Source organism: Herbaspirillum sp. 1130 (genome assembly GCF_017833835.1).
Classification (GTDB): Bacteria; Pseudomonadota; Gammaproteobacteria; order Burkholderiales; family Burkholderiaceae_D; genus Herbaspirillum; species Herbaspirillum huttiense.
Map to the genome: position 1 here is coordinate 655,844 of NZ_JAFICQ010000001.1, position 16,735 is coordinate 672,578.

Annotated in this window: 16 protein-coding genes; 4 read left to right on the forward strand and 12 right to left on the reverse strand. The window is 58.2% G+C overall.

Annotated elements, in window-relative coordinates; translation table 11 throughout:
• Positions 1-41: 41 nt before the first annotated feature.
• Positions 42-944, reverse strand: a complete 903-nt coding sequence (locus tag JOD78_RS02975) for a hypothetical protein (protein WP_209568774.1) — start codon at positions 942-944, stop codon at positions 42-44.
• Positions 945-1,580: 636 nt separating this feature from the next.
• Here JOD78_RS02975 and JOD78_RS02980 point away from each other — a divergent pair.
• Both JOD78_RS02980 and JOD78_RS02985 read left to right on the forward strand, forming a co-directional pair.
• A complete protein-coding gene (locus tag JOD78_RS02980; RefSeq protein WP_209568773.1) occupies positions 1,581-1,880 on the forward strand; it encodes a hypothetical protein in 300 nt (99 codons plus the stop codon).
• Positions 1,881-2,043: 163 nt separating this feature from the next.
• The gene (locus JOD78_RS02985; RefSeq protein ID WP_209568771.1) at positions 2,044-2,478 is read left to right on the forward strand and encodes a hypothetical protein; all 435 of its coding nucleotides are present in this window, start codon (positions 2,044-2,046) and stop codon (positions 2,476-2,478) included.
• A gap of 54 nt (positions 2,479-2,532) precedes the next feature.
• Here JOD78_RS02985 and JOD78_RS02990 read toward each other — a convergent pair whose 3' ends face one another.
• From JOD78_RS02990 to JOD78_RS03015, 6 genes are all read right to left on the reverse strand, one after another.
• On the reverse strand, positions 2,533-3,840 hold the full coding sequence (locus JOD78_RS02990; RefSeq protein ID WP_245201965.1) for a type II secretory pathway, component PulD: 1,308 nt from the start codon (positions 3,838-3,840) through the stop codon (positions 2,533-2,535).
• On the reverse strand, positions 3,837-4,904 hold the full coding sequence (locus JOD78_RS02995) for a zonular occludens toxin domain-containing protein (RefSeq protein ID WP_209568769.1): 1,068 nt from the start codon (positions 4,902-4,904) through the stop codon (positions 3,837-3,839). The genes JOD78_RS02990 and JOD78_RS02995 overlap by 4 nt, the downstream gene beginning before the upstream one ends.
• A 2-nt stretch (positions 4,905-4,906) precedes the next feature.
• A complete protein-coding gene (locus JOD78_RS03000; RefSeq protein ID WP_017453338.1) occupies positions 4,907-5,194 on the reverse strand; it encodes a DUF2523 family protein in 288 nt (95 codons plus the stop codon).
• A 12-nt stretch (positions 5,195-5,206) separates the two neighbouring features.
• The gene (locus JOD78_RS03005; protein WP_209568767.1) at positions 5,207-6,655 is read right to left on the reverse strand and encodes a hypothetical protein; all 1,449 of its coding nucleotides are present in this window, start codon (positions 6,653-6,655) and stop codon (positions 5,207-5,209) included.
• Between the two features lie 165 nt (positions 6,656-6,820).
• Complete coding sequence (locus JOD78_RS03010; RefSeq protein ID WP_061790620.1) at positions 6,821-7,057, reverse strand: hypothetical protein; 237 nt, start codon at positions 7,055-7,057, stop codon at positions 6,821-6,823.
• Between the two features lie 558 nt (positions 7,058-7,615).
• The gene (locus JOD78_RS03015) at positions 7,616-7,927 is read right to left on the reverse strand and encodes a hypothetical protein (RefSeq protein WP_209568765.1); all 312 of its coding nucleotides are present in this window, start codon (positions 7,925-7,927) and stop codon (positions 7,616-7,618) included.
• Positions 7,928-8,102: 175 nt separating this feature from the next.
• On the opposite strand from JOD78_RS03015, the gene JOD78_RS03020 reads away from it, so the two are divergent.
• Positions 8,103-8,423: a hypothetical protein gene (locus JOD78_RS03020; RefSeq protein WP_209568763.1), complete on the forward strand. Its 321-nt coding sequence runs from the start codon at positions 8,103-8,105 to the stop codon at positions 8,421-8,423.
• Positions 8,424-8,680: 257 nt separating this feature from the next.
• Here the strand turns inward: JOD78_RS03020 and JOD78_RS03025 are convergent, their stop codons facing one another.
• The 4 genes from JOD78_RS03025 to JOD78_RS03040 are packed head-to-tail and all read right to left on the reverse strand — an operon-like array spanning position 8,681 to position 14,092.
• Positions 8,681-10,072, reverse strand: a complete 1,392-nt coding sequence (locus JOD78_RS03025) for an efflux transporter outer membrane subunit (protein ID WP_134040177.1) — start codon at positions 10,070-10,072, stop codon at positions 8,681-8,683.
• Positions 10,073-10,082: 10 nt separating this feature from the next.
• Positions 10,083-12,014: a MacB family efflux pump subunit gene (locus tag JOD78_RS03030; protein WP_121040253.1), complete on the reverse strand. Its 1,932-nt coding sequence runs from the start codon at positions 12,012-12,014 to the stop codon at positions 10,083-10,085.
• Positions 12,015-12,022: 8 nt separating this feature from the next.
• Complete coding sequence (locus JOD78_RS03035) at positions 12,023-13,198, reverse strand: efflux RND transporter periplasmic adaptor subunit (protein WP_209568761.1); 1,176 nt, start codon at positions 13,196-13,198, stop codon at positions 12,023-12,025.
• Positions 13,199-13,231: 33 nt separating this feature from the next.
• On the reverse strand, positions 13,232-14,092 hold the full coding sequence (locus JOD78_RS03040; RefSeq protein ID WP_121040257.1) for a formyltransferase family protein: 861 nt from the start codon (positions 14,090-14,092) through the stop codon (positions 13,232-13,234).
• Positions 14,093-14,282: 190 nt separating this feature from the next.
• Here JOD78_RS03040 and fhuF point away from each other — a divergent pair, with 190 nt between their 5' ends.
• A complete protein-coding gene (gene fhuF / locus JOD78_RS03045) occupies positions 14,283-15,029 on the forward strand; it encodes a siderophore-iron reductase FhuF (protein WP_134040179.1) in 747 nt (248 codons plus the stop codon).
• Here fhuF and JOD78_RS03050 read toward each other — a convergent pair.
• A complete protein-coding gene (locus JOD78_RS03050) occupies positions 15,026-16,729 on the reverse strand; it encodes a cyclic peptide export ABC transporter (RefSeq protein WP_121040261.1) in 1,704 nt (567 codons plus the stop codon). The two genes, fhuF and JOD78_RS03050, sit on opposite strands and share 4 nt — an antisense overlap.
• Positions 16,730-16,735 lie beyond the last annotated feature (6 nt).

Below are 16,735 nucleotides of genomic sequence, written 5' to 3' on the forward strand. Positions count from 1 at the left end.
TTTCCCAAGAGCCATCGCGTTTCTATTCGCAAAAATTTTATTTAAAACGGAGCGGTCAACAAACTTCCTTTGCCTTGATGAGGTGCGGTTGCTATCCAGATAACATCTAGCGCTTTGTTGTACCAAAACTGCGCACCGTCTAAGAGGCCCGTACCGGCAATGACAAAGGCCGTTTGCACCGCACCGAGAGAGTCAGTACTGGCGAGCGTCCAGCTCTGCACATCGGGCTTAGGAATACCCCTTGAGGCGAAATAGCGCTTCTGGTCAAAGTCCCTGCACTGCATCTGCTTACCGCAGTATTTAGCGATATAAGAGGCGAGCTTGTGAATGCCCTCCTTCCCGAAACCGAACTTGGAGGGATTGCGTACATCAATATTTGACATTGAGCGCCCTTGGTCATCGACACCGACGATGCTTGACCAGATCGAGCGCAGAAGCTGATAGCACTGCCGGCCACGGACAGCAACATGGAAATGCAACGCTCCACGTTGCTGCTCCTCAATCACGGCCACATAGTGGAAATCAACGCACTTTCCAACCCTACGTCGGAACTTGTCCCAATCCTTCAGTGCCTTTTCCCGATCAACCATGTTGTCTCTATAGGTCAGCGTAATCATGCGATCTGCCCCAATGGACTTACAGCGCTCTCTTACGCATTTCTTTGCATTGCGTGCGGCGACGGCCTCGTTACGCTCGCGGTTTTCGGATTCACCGCGCTTGGTGCGCTTACCGATAATCGGAGCGGGGCCTTTGAAGTGCTTCTCACGGCAGACTGTCACTTCCATCTGCCCGTCTGGATATGTGACCTTACGGGCCACGTAGCGATCATTCCACGTGTTTCTGATGCCCTCATCGCTCCAGCCCGGAGCCTTTTGTTCGAATTCGTTGCAGGCATCAAACGAAACGTTTGACAGATCAAAATCTGGGGTATAACTTGCAGACATTCATTCACCTATCTCAGCTAGTTGGATGAACGCCCTGATCGGATCGCGAGTCCTTTCAGGGCATTTTCTTTTCTGGACTACCCTTCCCTACTATTTTCTTCTTTCGGTTTGTCTGCCTTGGCATGCCGCGCCAGGCTTGTTTCCGTTAAGTATGCTTAATACAAGTCTAGGCGCTCGCTTCGCTCGCGCCGTCCTCGCAAGCTGCGGGCGGCGCGATCTTGCTGCGCCTCTTTTCCGTTACGCGTAACGGAAATTCCCCTGCCTTTATCGAGCGCCGCAGCGCCTCGAGTCAACCGCATGAAACCTGACTTGTGAGTGCTTTGCACTCATGGGCCGTTGAGGCCGTTTCTCCGATCAACCCGCCACCGTTTTCCTGAGTTCTCCGCCTTTTCGATGAACGATAGCCGGCGCGTCTTTTGCTGCAAGGGGGCATTCATAAAAGCGCCAGCAACCGCGCTTTTACAAACCTTCCCCCTTGCGGCAAAAGCCTAATGCGCCGTCTATTCGATCATCGGGCGAAGAACTCAGGAAAACGGCGGCAGGCGGTGGAGTAGAAACGACCGAAACCGCCGGTCTTACGGAGGGCTCCGAATCTAGGAACCCGGTCAGCTTTAACACCACCTCGAAGGCGCGATCATGGAACAACCAGAACTGCCCCTGCTGCATTTCCTGTATCAACCTTACTTCGCTCATTTCAAGCGCACGCGTAAGGCGCTGGCTCCGTCCAACTTCGTCCCGCCGTGGAAGCAACTGCGTCTGACGCTGTATGTCCGCAATCTGATGCGCAAGGGTGCGGCCTTCATCTGGACGCGTCCGGATGGCCGTCAATTCTTCTGCAAGACCATGCGCCAGTTGGTGGCGCGGATCATGGACTACGACGGATATATCCTGCATACGATTTTCAAGAAATATGGAATACGAATGATTAAAACCTAAGGCATATTTCAATTTCTATTGCGTCGATCCTGCGTTTCCTTCACGGAACTATCAAACCATTGCCTGTTACCTACCTCATAGGTTGCGGCAGTGAAAAAGGCCTGCCGTTTCGCAAGACGGGCATTCAGATCAAAGTTGCCCATATCTACTAATGAGAGAAAAAATGGATCGTATTTATCCAAAACCCCCCTTCGAGTTTTACGATAGCAGTGACAGTGACAACGAAAGTAAAAACACTCAGTCCCCCTCGCGCGGTGAGTCGAGCAGCAGTAATTGGCAGCCAAGCACCCGCATCCCTGACAGCAATCGTCGAGTTCGCTTCGACGTTCCAACAGAGCCAACTCTTCAGCGTAGTACCGGTAGCCGACAAGAAGTGATGGAGATTTACAGCCTAGAGCAGGAGTTAAGAAAGGCAAAACGACATATCAATGAGGCTGCAGCTGATCTCGTAAAAATGGGGCAAAGTTACTCCACAATGGTGAAGGAATACGTCGGAAAAGGAGAAATTCCTCCGGCTCTTAAAAGCAAATACAAGCTTGACGAACTTGACATCCCAGAAGTGATCAAGCGATACAAAGACACTCTTGCGGATCGATAATAGTTAATCGAACCTTAAGGCGGTTCCTGTAGAGTGCCCATAAAGCTGGGCGCTCTACAGTTTTGTAACCTGTAATACAAGGAGTATCTCTATCTTTCCGGTCTGCCCTGTGTTGGATCTCATCCAATCAGGCAAGAACGAAAATCCGATGCGGCCGGAGCTTTCTCGGTTCTCTGCAAGACCACCGATGATGACCACATCACCATCCGTGACCGACAATGAAGTGCTGACTTCCCGCTTAGTAAGCGTAGGCGAATTGTTGACGCCAGTTTGCGTGACAATGAAATTTGATAGCTGCTGGCTGACTATCAAATCCACTACTGACTCTCGCACAATCGGCTTCAAATCGAAGATAACGCCCGAGCTCCGATACTCCACCGACTGCACCGGAGCGCTTCCATTCCCAGGATAGCTGATTGCGCCAAGCACAGGCACATCCTGACCAACAGCGAAGCGACCAGCCGCACCAGAGCGCACACGTAATGACGGTGCAGATATCGTCTTGAAGCGGCTGTCACTGGAGAGTGCTGCAAATACGGCGTCAATGGACGCATTCTTGATCCGCACGAAACCGTCAAGGGTGGATGGCGTAGAGAGACCGGCAGACACAGTGCCGCCAAGCAGATGCAGGGCGAGAGAAAATGCCGAGCCTTCGGCCCCATTGGAAGCGACCTCAAACACCTGGCCGCGTACCATCACTTCGCCTTGCCGTGTATCCAGTTGCGCAAGCAGCGCAGAGAGCTTCTTGATATCTGGTTCCGTTCCATTGAATACCAGCGCGTCCGGATCGGTATCGAGCAGCGAGGCGGCAGAACCTGCAGGGGCAGGCATTTTCGATTGGCCGGTCACTGAGTCCGCCGTGATCGCTTGCGGCGCGCCATGAATGGATCGCGTGGAGGTGAATTCCCCTTTTGGGAAAAGGCCGCGCAGAAGCTCTACCAGATATGTCACATCCCGATACTTTGGCCGATACACGAAAGGCTCTTTGTCCGGCTCCACTTCTTTCACAATCCCGACGATATCAACGCCGTTCACCGTGCGCACTGATAATCCGAGTAGACCCATGAAGCGAGAGACTTCAGAGCGAGCGGAAACGCCAGTGCCGAAGCGGAATGAAACAAGCCGCTCATCAGCTACGACTTCAGGCTGTATCAGGTATGGCGTTTTGAGGATCTGCGTATACATCGCTTCGACAGCTTCCGCCACGCGCACCCGCGAGAACTCCATAGCGCTATCAGACTGTGGCGGCGCACCAGCGGGAAGCGGCATAGACAGAGGCATGAGAGGAAGCAATGGGCCAGCAGGGGCAGCGGCTGCAACTGCGCTGTATGCCATCAGTAACGCCGTAATCATGCGTTTCATTTCTTCCCCTCGATATGAACTGGATGAACCACCGCGCCGGAATAGCGCGTCACTTTGGCACCATCAATTTCCCCAATGGTCTGCGGTCCCATCTGCACGAACATCGAGGGCGATTCATAGCGCAGACGGCCAGCCTCATCCGCAATAACGACATAGCTTGTCGTGCCGAATCGCGCCGTCCCTACAATCCGCCACGCGTCCGAGAATGCAGGCTTTGCAGGCTGGACAGCAGATTGCTTTCCGCTGTTATTTCCTGTGTCTTGCTTCCCTGCCTGAGTTGATTCGGAGACCGGCTTCGGATGAAAAAAACGATTGATGCTGTAAAGCCCAACCACCAAAGCTACCAGCAGAACCCCCGCTGTCATCCAAATCTTTTTACGCGCCAGCATGTTTTGACGCTTATCGACATTGACTATTTTCCCGTCAGCTCCGCCCTTGAAGGAGGAATACAGAGGAAAGATATCCTTGCGGTACTTGCGCAGTTCGACACTGATCCGCGCTGCCTTGCTCTGCTTATTCCCCTCGAAGATCGACACGCTGTAATGCGTGGGCATGCCTAGCGATATCTTCTTGTGCGTGCGAATGTGAAACGCCACCACGTTCTTTACGAAGCGATTCAGCGTAGACATGTCCTGAATCATCAGCACCAAATCGCAGGCCACTCCCGTTTGCTCATTGGTGAAATGCCGATGCTCAAGGAAGAAGCTCTTATGCTCTTGCAAGAGATTCGCACCAGTGGCAGGCCAGAAGCGCCACGCCTCATCGATGCAGACCAAATCCCCAGGCTGAACGATGGTATCGGTGTGCGCACCCTTCTTATCGTCGTAATAAGGGAAGAAGTTGGCGAGCGCGACATCGCCATTTGTCACATGGTGTACCTCGCCTAATTGCTCTGGAACCGGCTTGTAATTCTTTTCAATGTAGGCGCGGATTTTTTCTCCATCGATCCCATCCACATTGGTGACAACGCGCCGCCCTTTGGCGATGGCAGGGACGATGACTTCAGCTACTACCTCATAGCTTTTTCCGGAGCCCATCAGACCGGTATAGACATTGATGCCCATGATTAGCCAATCAGCGGGATACGGCGGATCGTGAAGCGCGTCACGTAGGCCGATAGCAGCAGCGGTATCCCGGCCTTGATATTGAATAGGTTGAGGAAATACCAGACCGCATTGGGAATGCCGCCAAAGGCATTCGTGAGCTGATCGCCAGTCGGAAGGAATTGCACGATGACGGCCATAAATTCAGTCGTCACAAAGAACAGTGCAAAGAACACGACGAACTTAACAATAATCGACCGTAGAACGAATGCAAGGACGGCATTGAGCGCCGACAGAACGATGCCAAACATGTCTTGTTCCCCTTAAGAGCGAAGGACAATGAACAGCGCTAGGAGCGCATAGACCACGGCCATTGCCGCATAGAGGGAAGACCTCGATTGCTCCAGGAGCGGACAGTGATCCTTCAACGCGATATCTTTGCCGAAAACGGGAACAGTCCAAGTCGGGCATTGCACATCCACACTAGGGACAACGAAGGATTTCAGTGTCGGAAAGATATTGCGCGTGGGCGCAATAATTTGCGTGGCCGTTGGAATGGGCTCCAAGGAGGGAGCGCCAATGCCGGGATCAGGTCCGAGGTTTTCCAGCGGCTGAGTGCTGGGATTGCTGCCTGTATTTGGTGCCGAACTGGACGGATCAACCGAGGATTGTGGACTGCTGGAAGTCGGTAATCCAAAGGGTGACGAACTAGCAGGCGAACTGGAAACCGGGCCGCTGCTAGGAATCGGATTGGTCACATTGCCGGTGCCGGGATCTACCGGCGTGGCCTGCTGGGGTGTTGCGAAGTCTCCTACGGTCGGCCAGTAATCGGGGTGAGAAGATTGCCAGTTGGAGACATCCCCCGTTGTGATCGGATTGGAGGCGTCATAAGGCAGGCCATCATAGCCGGACGAACCTGCAGCGGTTCGCCACGCTGCGTTAGCGATATCGGCAATGGGTTGCGTTGGCAAAGGCGCTGCTAGATCAGAGGAAGACAATGACTTGGCCGCGTCAGCAGCGCTCATCGAAGGAGCAGCAGCTAACTCTTTGAAATTGGAGGCGGGACAGACGCCGTTTGAGGCCGTGAGCTTGATGCCGGGACAGAGCGTTTTATTGTTGGACGATTTTTGTGGCGCGCCCAGCGAGCCATTATCTTCTGTGTAGGAGCCGCCCGTATCTGAAACAACGGTGCGGATCAGGTGGCAGAAACCGTCTGAGTTCAAGACAGCGCGTTGCGTACCGTGTCCACCGGAAATCGTGAAGTCAGAATACGATGCGCCTAAACAAGCAGTGGCCGGAGAAGTCGCCACTGCATTAGAAAAAATATAAATCGTATCCGGAGGTGCAAGGCCCGCAGGCGTATTGATCGAACTAGGGTTATCGCCAACTTGCACACTTCCGTTTTTGCCGTAGTACCACTTTGCCCCAAGATAACCGATCGCCCAACCAACGGCACCAGCCACTGCAAGCGCTCCGATGACAATAGCGCCAACCGTTCCCCACGCTACCAGCGTGCTAGAGGCGGCAGCAGCCCCACCAGCAGCAGCTTGGGCTTGCGTCGCCTTCACCACAGCATCCGTCAGAGGGTAAGAAGAACGCACCAACGTATTTGCCAAGCGGGGATCAGATGCGGAAATGCCGTTGGATACGGCTTTTGCTTGAATCACACCGGCCAGCGCATTCTGCACTTTCGAGACCGGCACGTTTGCGCTATGCGCATCCAGCCAAACGGTCCACAGCGCTACGAGCAAGAGGAAATGGGCGCGCTTCATTTTGAAACCTCAAGGCCGACGACCACCGCCCACGCGCAAACCATACCCCACGCGAATGCGATCAGATACCACCAGTTCGAATAATTCACGCCTTCCCCCTTTTCGTATGGACGAAAAAAAGGACGATGCAGCGCTACATCGTCCCTGATTACAGCTTGGCGAACCTTAGGCCGACTTCAGGAACGCCATCACCAGCTTGGCCGCTTTCACGGTCACATGCACTACGGCCAGAACCGCACCGATGGCCAGAACGCCGGTCACGATGTCGCCGGACGAGACAGCACCGGTGATCGAACTCAGATCCACCGTGGTGCCAGCAGCATGAGCAGGCACCGCAGCGACTGCCGCCACACCAGCAGCGGCGACGGCTGCACCCTTCTTGAACTTGGAGAGCACTTGCATGGTTCTACCCCTATAAAACGCCGGAACCGTCCGGCAGCGCTTGCCCGAGATAGGCAAATCTTTAGCAGAAGGCGCGGAAGATCAACACGAAATCTAGCACCCACAAAGCGGCGACGCCTGCCGCCAATAGCCCAGTTATTGCACCTGTTGACATCACCCCTCCCGAATCATTTGAAGTACTGCGCCAATGCAACGCCCGATCAGGAAACACGCCATCACCAAGGAGAAACCGGCAGTCCAGACACCAGCTACTGACGAGGCATCCGGGGAGTCCAGCGTTGTTTCCAGCAGCCCGACCTGTAGCGCCGATGTACCGCCGTCGCACGAGAGCTTGCCGTCCACTGACACCGTAGGTGCGGCATCTTGCGAGCAGTACAGAACGTACTTAGGCATCGGATTTATCGTTACGCGTAACGGAAATTAGGAAATCGAACTTGCGCCGCTGGCGAAACTCGCGCTGACGTTGTGCATTCGTTTTAGGCACGAGCTTCGGCGGGCGGCCACGGCGGGGACTACTAAACAGATCCGCCGTGAATTTATCCGCCGCCTGTTTCATGGTCAGGCCGCAGCCTTTGCTGGTTCTTTTTGTGCGGCTTTTGGTACGTAGGGAACGATGGAATCCACTACGGACTGGATACGCTTGTCTTGGGCGACCGACAGGCGGAAGTCAACTTCGTACATCCCTCGCGGAATATCGTTGTATTGCTTCGGCAGAAGTAGTTCGCCAACGAGCGGCTCAACTTGGCCGGTATCTTTGTTGACGTGGTGGACGATGCACTGAGCAAAGCGCATGTCGTAAGCGTTGCCGGACTTTTTTCCGACGCCAGACAGGGGAACAACGTGAATGATTTCAATGATGGATTTAGCCATTTTCTTCGAGCCTCTAGACTGAATAGAGAAGATGGAGATTCGCGATACCAGCCGTTTCGCTTAGTACGCGCGTACTTGTGATATCTTACAAATAGCCCAACTGAACTAAGTACATTTGGGCTAATGCAAAATCAATCTTAGCCCAATCGTACAAACTTTGTAATTGGAGTTTCAAATGAACTACGAAGAATTAATAGCTAAAGCTGTCAAGGGAAGGACAGTGAACAGCCTTGCAAAGGAATGGGGAATACCCCAGAAAACCTTGGACAACTACGTCAAAGGAACGCGAACACCCGACTTTCATACCGCTTTAATTTTGGTCAAAGAGACGGGGATAGCCGCAGAGAAGGTGCTCTGGGTGCTGGCCGAGCATGAGGCGAATCGAAAGCTGACCAAAAGAAATCTGAGTGCAATTACCGATAAATTTTCGCCGTCTTTTGAATTGTTACTGCGTTTGGCGAACACTTGCTGGGCTCAAATACAGCGAGTGGCGTAGTAACTGATTCGTCGATTTCTTTAAATACAAATTATACGAAGGGCCTGTAGTTTTGGATCTGAACACCTCAGTAAAGCCAAACCGATCGAATCGATCCGGTCTTTACCCGCAACCACCGTCCAGGCGCTTTATGAAACGCTAGACCCTCTATCACCCACAAATCCCTTCCACGAATTAGGGCTCGATGGAGAGTTTATGTGTCCTTCATACTGATCGCAAGGACGCCGCGATATCTCAGAAACTCGAGTACATGAGTTTCAAAAGATGGACGCACAAGCACCATCACGCCATTCCCCACCCAAGGCCTTGTAAAGCGTTACCGCTGCTTCAAGTTCGGTCAGGCGTTTTTCGACTGCCACATCCGATATTGCGTAAAGCTCGGCTCTCGCATCGCCCAATGCCAGCACATCGACGAAGCCGGCCGCATGACGGGAACTGGCCAGACGAACCAGCTCGCTCGACTCGGCCAGGGCTTGCTGCTGCTGTCTTCTCTCACTTCGGCTGGCATCCAATCCCTGCAGAGCGCTTTCCACTTCCGCCAGTGCATTGATGATGGCGGCGCGGTACAGGGCCAGGACCTCATCACGTCTGGCCGAGCGCTGATCACGTTGGGCCCGGAGTTGACCACCGTTGAAAATCGGCATCGTCAGCCCTGCCACCAATTCATAGACCGGATGTCCTGGCAGACGCCATCGTTCATCGCCGAGGCCCAGCGATGCGCCCAGATTCAGTGAAGGCAACAGTGCCGCCCGGGCGACCGTGACGTCGGCATCGGCGGCGGCCAACTGGTGCTCCATGGCAACGATATCGGGCCGCCGCAACAGCAACGACGGTGGTAACGCGGCCTGCTGGGTTGGCACTTGCAGTGTGTCGAGGCCTTCGAGACTCACCCTCACCTCCTGTACCGGCAAGCCCAACAACGCGGCCAGTGCCGCCAGACCAGCTGCCGCTTGGCGTTGATGCGAGACCAGTTGCTGCTGCAAGGCGAGCAGCGCGCGGCGGCGCCGGGTCAGTTCGGTGGCCGTGACATGTCCGGCCCGATATTGGGAGTTGACGGCCGCCAGGCTTTGCAGTGCATTCTCGATGGCCGCACGCGTCAGCGCCGCACGCTGGCGACTGGCTACGGTCTGCAGGTAAGCCTGGGCGACACTGGCGTCCAGACTGATCTTCATGGCCTGTTGCAGATAGGCCGTGGCAGCGGCCTGCTGCTGGGCCGAACGGGATGCGCTCTGTCGTGCGCCCCACAGGTCGAGCTCGTAGTTCATGGCCAAGGCCAGCACGTGGGCATTGCTACTGGGATCGCTGGCCGTCCGGGTGCGCTCGGCGTAGCCTTGCAGCGCCAGTTCGGGTAACAGCGGCGCACCCGCAGCGCGAGCCAGTGCATCTGCCTGGCGCACCCTGGCCTTGGCCGCCTCCAGCTCGAAATTCCCGGCGCGAGCGCGCCTCAGCAGGTCGCTCAGTTCAGTGCCGCCAAGTGCCGCCCACCAGCAGGCGTGAGCAGTGCCCTCGCCTGGCGCCAGCTCATGCGGCGCACGCCATTGGCTGGGCATGGGCAGCTCCGTGTGCTTCTGTTCAGGGGCCAGGGTGCAGGCCGCGACGGGCAGCATCAGGATCCAGGCCAGCAGCAACCGGCAGTAACGGACAATCACGTCAGCCTCCTCACTCGCTGGACAAGGCCTGAACAGGATCCAGACGCGCTGCCTTGCTGGCGGGCATGAACCCGAATGCCAGGCCGGTGAGCAGGGCACTGGCGAAAGCTGTCAGTATGGTTCCGAGCGAAAAGATCAAGTGGACTCCGGCAAGAATGAGCAGCACCCCGATGGCGATACCGATGATCGCACCGGCCCCGCCGCCGACCAGCGAGACCACCAGGGCTTCGCACAGGAACTGCCGACGGATGTCACGCTGGCGGGCTCCCACGGCCAGCCTGATGCCGATTTCGCGCGTGCGCTCGGCCACGCTCATGAGCATGATATTCATCACCCCGATACCGCCCACCACCAGGGAAATGGCGGCGATCAGACCCAGCATCAGGGTCAGGGTCTGTTGCGTCTCCTTTTGCGCGGCGATCAGCGCGGCCTGATTGAATACCTGGAAGTCCTTGACTCTGCGCACCTGCTGCATCACCCGCGTGATCTCCTGCGCGGTTGCTTCCGATTGCGACACGTCGTCCAGAAGAATTGAAATCCATGACAGTTCGGTCTGCCCCAGCACTCGCCGGGTGGCGCTGGAAAAAGGTACCAGGATGACGTCATCGTCGTCGCTGTCGCCGGTGACCAGCCCTTTTTCGGCCAATTCGCCGATGACCCGGAACGGCACATCGTTGACCAGCAGGTAGCGGCCCACCGCCTGCTGCGAGCCAAACACGCGCTGGCGTGCTTTTTTGCCCAGCACGGCGACGGCTGCCAGGCTGGTTTCATCGGCGCGGGAAAAGAACTCCCCGCGTACCGTTTTCCAGTTCAGGACCCGGGGCGCATCGCTGGTGACCGCCCATATCCGGGACTGCACGTCGACCCGCCCGGCACGCAAGGTGACGTTGCCTTCACGAAACGGCATGGCGATGGCTACGTTGGGAATACTGGCCACCAGCGCGACATCCTCTGGCATGAGCACGCCGCCGAGGGTGCGCCCCTGCTCTGCTCCCGGCACGACATACATCCTGTTGCTGCCGAATAGCGCCATCTTCTCGATCACCTGCGCTTGCGTGCCCAGGCCGATGGCCATCATGACGATCACCGACGCCACGCCGATGATGATGCTCAACAGCGTCAGCAGCGTGCGAAAACGATTCACGCCCAGGGCGCGCCAGGCATCCAGTAGCGTCTCCCGCAGCGCCCAGGGCGCACGCAACGGCAGGTCGAAGGTCTGCCCGGCAGACCCGCAGGGTGATCGTTCGAGACGCCGGACTGGGCCACTGTCGGCCACGACGGCGCCGTCACGGATCTCGATCCTGCGATCAGCCTGCGCCGCAATGGCGTGATCATGCGTAATCAGGATGACCGTGTGGCCGGCCGCCGCTAACTCGTGCAACAACTGCACCACCTCAGCACCACTCTGGCTGTCGAGGGCTCCGGTCGGCTCGTCGGCCAGAATGATCTGGCCGCCGTTGATCAACGCGCGAGCGATCGAGACCCGCTGTTGCTGACCGCCTGACAACTGGCCGGGGCGATGATGCAGGCGCCGCCCCAGTCCCAGACGGGCCAGCAGTTCGGTGGCACGCTGCCGGCGCTGTTGCGGCGGCAGGCCCGCGTAGAGGGCGGGCATCTGGACATTGTCCAGCGCATCGAGCGTGCGGATCAGGTGATAGCCTTGGAAGACGAATCCGAAGGTCTCCCGTCGCAGGCGGGCCAGCTCCTCCGCCTCCATCTGCCCCACGTCCTGCCCACGGATGCGGTAACTGCCAGCGTTGGGACGGTCCAGGCAACCCAGGATATGCATCAGGGTCGATTTGCCCGATCCCGAACTGCCAACCAGCGCAACGAATTCGCCGGCGTGAATGGTCAGCGAAATACCCTTGATGACTTCCACTGGCGCGCCCTCCTCCCCCGCTGGATAGGCTTTGCGCAGATCGCGTAATTCGATCAGTGGCATGGCAGCGCTTACCACGAGACCCTCCCGTTGATAGGACGATAGGTCTCACGCCGGGTCACCAGCCGCTCACCCTCGGCCAGCCCCGCCAGCACCTCGACTTGAAGACGGTCGTTGAGGCCCGTTCGCAACTGTCGCTCGGCGATGCGCCCATCGGCCTGCAAGACTTGGGCGCGGTACTGCGCGGAGCTGCCGGGTATCGCTTGCAAGGCCGCCAATGGCGCCAGCAGCGCACCCTGTACCGTCTGCGCAATGAAGTGTACTTGCGCGCTCATCTGCGGACGCAACGTCCCATCGGGATTGTCGACGTCCAGCAATACCGTATAGAACACCACCTTGCTGGCCGGGGCGCCAGCTTTGCCAGCGTCTTGCAGCTCGCCCCCTGCTGCCAGCGCAGGCGCCGGAAGGATCTGGCGCACCTGCCCTCGCCAGCGACGGTCGTCGCCCAGCGTCGAAAACCAGGCTGGCATCCCTTCACCGACATGCCGGATATCCGCCTCCGACACCTGGGTCCATACTGTCATGGTCGTCAGGTCGGCAATACGCATGATCCTGGGCGTCTGGTAAGTGGCGTTGAGCGTCTGTCCGACCCGGGCATCCAGGGTCACCACGGTGCCGTTCATGGGCGCGAAGATGCGGGTATAGCCCAGTTGCACCAGGCTGCCCTGTACCGTCGAGGCCGCCCCGGCCAGCTGGGCGCGCAGGCTGGCAATGCGGGCATGCGCCACACGCAGGGCGTTCTGGGCGATCTGCACATCTTCCTCGCGCGTAGAACCCTCGGCCTGCATCCGCTGCTGACGCTCAAGCTGTTGCTGCGCCAGATCGCCATTGGCCACCTGCTCGAGCAACTGCGCCCGCAAGTTTTCCAGGTTGGCTCGGTCAGTATCGAGCTTGGCTTGCTGCGCGGCGGGATCGATCTCGGCGATCAACTGGCCCTGGACTACCTTGCTGCCAGCGGCCACGTTGATGCGACGGATCTCACCGGAAGCTTGCGCGCCGACATCGACGTAGTTGCGCGCTTGCAGCGTTCCCATTGCACTGATGCTGGACTCCAGATCACCGCGATTGACCAGCACCGTTTCGATGGTCTCGCGTTCTCGCAGCAGGCTCCACCAGAGCAGGCTACCAAGCAGCACCAACAACACTGCCAGCCCAAGCGGACGCAGCAGACGCTGCCTAGCTCGCATGACGGAGCGCCAAGCGCAGACTGAAGCCGGGGCTCAAGTGCCGGACCCGTTGCTGCCAGGAGCACTCTGGTGCCCGGCCGCGAGATGGGCCAGGCCTTGCGTCAAGGCCGGGAACAGGCTGTGATTGAAGTTCTTCCAACGCAATTCGATGATCGTGTCATCGGGCTCGATCTCGGTGCCGAGCACGTCCAGGATGACTTCCCCGGAATCGATGCCATTATCGACGTAATGAAAGGACGCCCCTGTGCGGGTGATATGAGGCGCCGGTGCGGTTCGCAGGGTGTTCCAATCCACCACCTTCTGCGACCTTGCGCCATACAGCGCATCCAGCGTGGCATAGGCGCCGCGCCGCTGGTAGGGAGAATCCGGCCGGGTGATGCCGGGATGGATATTGACGATCTTGCGTTCCATGCGCGCGCCGGGACGCACCAGTGCATCAAGGATTACCAGCAAGCCATCCAGCACCACCAGGTCGGCCTCAAGCGACAGCAGCTTTTCCAGCAGACGGTCCTCGAACAGGCGCTTGGCTGCAGGCCGCCCGGCCGCTGTCAGCGGCAGGCGGCGATAGGTCGAGGCAATGTTGCAGAGCAGATCATTGAGCGGACGCCCTGCCACCGTCAACCCGGGCGGATAGAACCAGGGCTGTCCCGACTGACAGCTAAAGCCGTACTCGCCGATCTTGGCACGATCCGCTGGTGACATCTCGTCGTCGTCGTTGATCACGGCCTGCAGCGAATAAGCCTCTCCAAGGGGCGTGTCATTCAAGGCCATCACCAGATGTTCCAGCGGCGACATCATGTAGCGTCTTTCGCCCTTGTAGTCGATCTCCTGGCCCGCCAGGTCGGCGGCGGCATTGCGGAAAGACCAGATATACACAAGTTTCTTCTTTGCCATCAGCAGTTTGTCCTCAAAAGAGATCGGCGCATTCCGGTGGTCCCTGGCCACCCTTTCACTCCAAGACGCCGGGGCCGCGTTTTTGTTTAGCCATTTGCCAGGGCCGAGGCCCTAAACAAGCCGGTGCAGGCACCGTCCTGTGAATGTAGCCTGCGCGTTGCGCCATTCCCTTTTCCTTCAGGAGCTTGTCGTGATTCCCATCCTGACGCCCTTCTTCCCTGGACCCTTGGCCCCCCTGGGAGAGGCGCTGGCGCTGTCGCCGACAGCGCCCCCCGGGGCCTTGCCGGTACTCAGGCTGATCAATGACGCCGCCGTCCTCAAGGCCGCCCTGGTCGCTCACGCCCGCTGGCTTGACTACGACGGCAATGACCTGCGTGCAGTCGCTTCGGCCTGGAGCATGGCTTATCTTGGCGCCCTGCTGCCGCCCTACTGCGCTGCGGCCAGCGTGCTTGAGCATGTGTTCCCGGCTGCAGCCGGGCAACTCAGCGTGAGCCTGGACGCGCATGGCACGCCGAGCACATTCCACCTGCACAGCGCTGGCCATGTCCTGCCCCACGGCAGTGCCTGGGAACGATACCGGCCACTCCTGCAGGATCATCTACCGATGCTGTTTGCCGCCCTGACAGCCTGCTCGCGCATTCCCCCCAAGATTCTCTGGGGTAACGTCGCGCGTCATTTGCACGTCATCTTCGACAACGCGACCCAGCAGTTGCCATCGGTGACCCGGATCGAAACAGACCGCGCCCAGTTGCTGGAAAGCGCCGACGGCGACCATGGTCCCAATCCCTTGCATGATCGCCAGCGTTGCGTGCGGCTGGTGGAAGATGGGCGCATTGCCAGTCGCGTGATGTATCGGCAGTGCTGTCTTTATGTGTTGCTGCCGCCCGGCCTTTACTGCCAGGGTTGCCCGCTCGACCCCACCCAGCGATCCGGCTAGACCACGGCGACCTGTTGCTGCGCTGCCTGGGGCGAGCTGGGGCGGTCCTCCACGATCTGGCCGCCTGCCATGCGCACCACGCGGTCAGCCAGATGGAAATAGCGATCGTCATGCGAGATCGCGATCACCAAATGGCCTAGTTCACGGAGTTCCGGCAGCAGTTCGGTGTAGAACAGGTGGCGGAATGTCGGGTCTTGATCCGCTGCCCATTCGTCGAAGACCAGCACCGGACGCCCTTCCAGGTACGCATGTACCAGCGCCAGCCGCTTGCGCTGGCCAGTGGACAGGTCCAGGGTAGTAAAGGCGTCGTCCTTGATGCTGACTTTGTGCGCGATTTCCAGTCGCTGCAGATAATGGCCAGCTGCCTGCGCCACCTGCTCGTTGCGTGCTTCACCCGCCGTGGGCAACAGTTCGTCGAAGAGGTGAAAGTCGGCAAAAACGGTAGTAAACAGCTGGCGGTAGTCGTCCCGGTCTTCATCCGTGACCGGCTTGCCGTCCAGCAGGATGCTGCCCTGCTGGGGCCGATACAAGCCCAACAATAGCTTGATGAGGGTGGTTTTGCCGGAACCGTTGTCGCCGACGATGAACAGCAGCTCGCCGCGCTTTAGCGCAAGATTCAACGGTCCCAGCATGAAGGGCTGCTCCACGCCAGCGGCTGACGGGAAGGCGTAGCGCACCTCGCGCAACTCGATTCCCTCTTCCAGAGTTGCCGGTGGCGCGCTCCCGTCCAGATGCAGATGCGGCTCGGGATTGGCGAAGCTGGCCGAGAGTTCGGCAATGCGCTGGAAGGCCACCTTGGCCCGACCCACTTCCGGCAGGACGCCCATGATCTGCTCCACCGGCCCCTTGAGAAACAGCAGGATCAAGACAAAGCCGCTGAGCACCGCCATGTCCACCGGATGGAAGGCGGCCCAGCCCAGTATCAGGGCGATCAGCAGGAAATACAGTGCCGATCCGTAGGCGGCGGCCAGTACATAGATATTGATGGCGCGGCTGTTGACGTCGCGAATGGCTTCGATGGTGTGCTCGATGCGGCGACGGAACATGCGGCTACGCCGGCCACGCTGCATACGCAGTTCCTTGGCTCCTTGACTGATATCGCGATAGGCCTTGTGCAGTTCTTCCTCGTGATCGCGGGCCTTCCAGAAACCCGCTACCCCCTTGACCTGCGCCCACACCTGAATCGCCCCGCCCAATACCAGGGCCAGCACCAGGATGCCCAACAGCGGCAGCGAAAGCCAGGCCAGGAAAGCCAGGCAACCCAATACCGTGACCACCGAGACCAGCGTTGTGGCCAGCACGAAGATCATGTCGCTGATCATGTCCACATCCTGGGTCAGCACCGGAATGAGGCGGTAGCTGCGATAGCGCTCCAGAGCGTCGATAGGAGCCGAGAGGATCTTCTGCGCCAGCCGCATGCGGATCTGTGCCACCAGATCCTGGCCGACACGATTCATGGCGATATGCGAGAGGGCACGCCCGATGAGCGCCGCCACGCACAGCGCAACGAAGATCAGCAGTGCTTCACCGTTGACCTTCATGGTGGCGGCGAGCACCTGATTGACCATGGCCAGCAACGCCACGGTGGCCATGCCGGCGATGATGCCGGTGACGGCGGAGAGCAGGATCCAAGCCGAGAAGGGGCGTAGCAGCAGGAAAAGCTCCCGCTTCCGATTGGGCAAAGGGGGGGTATGCATCATAGGAAG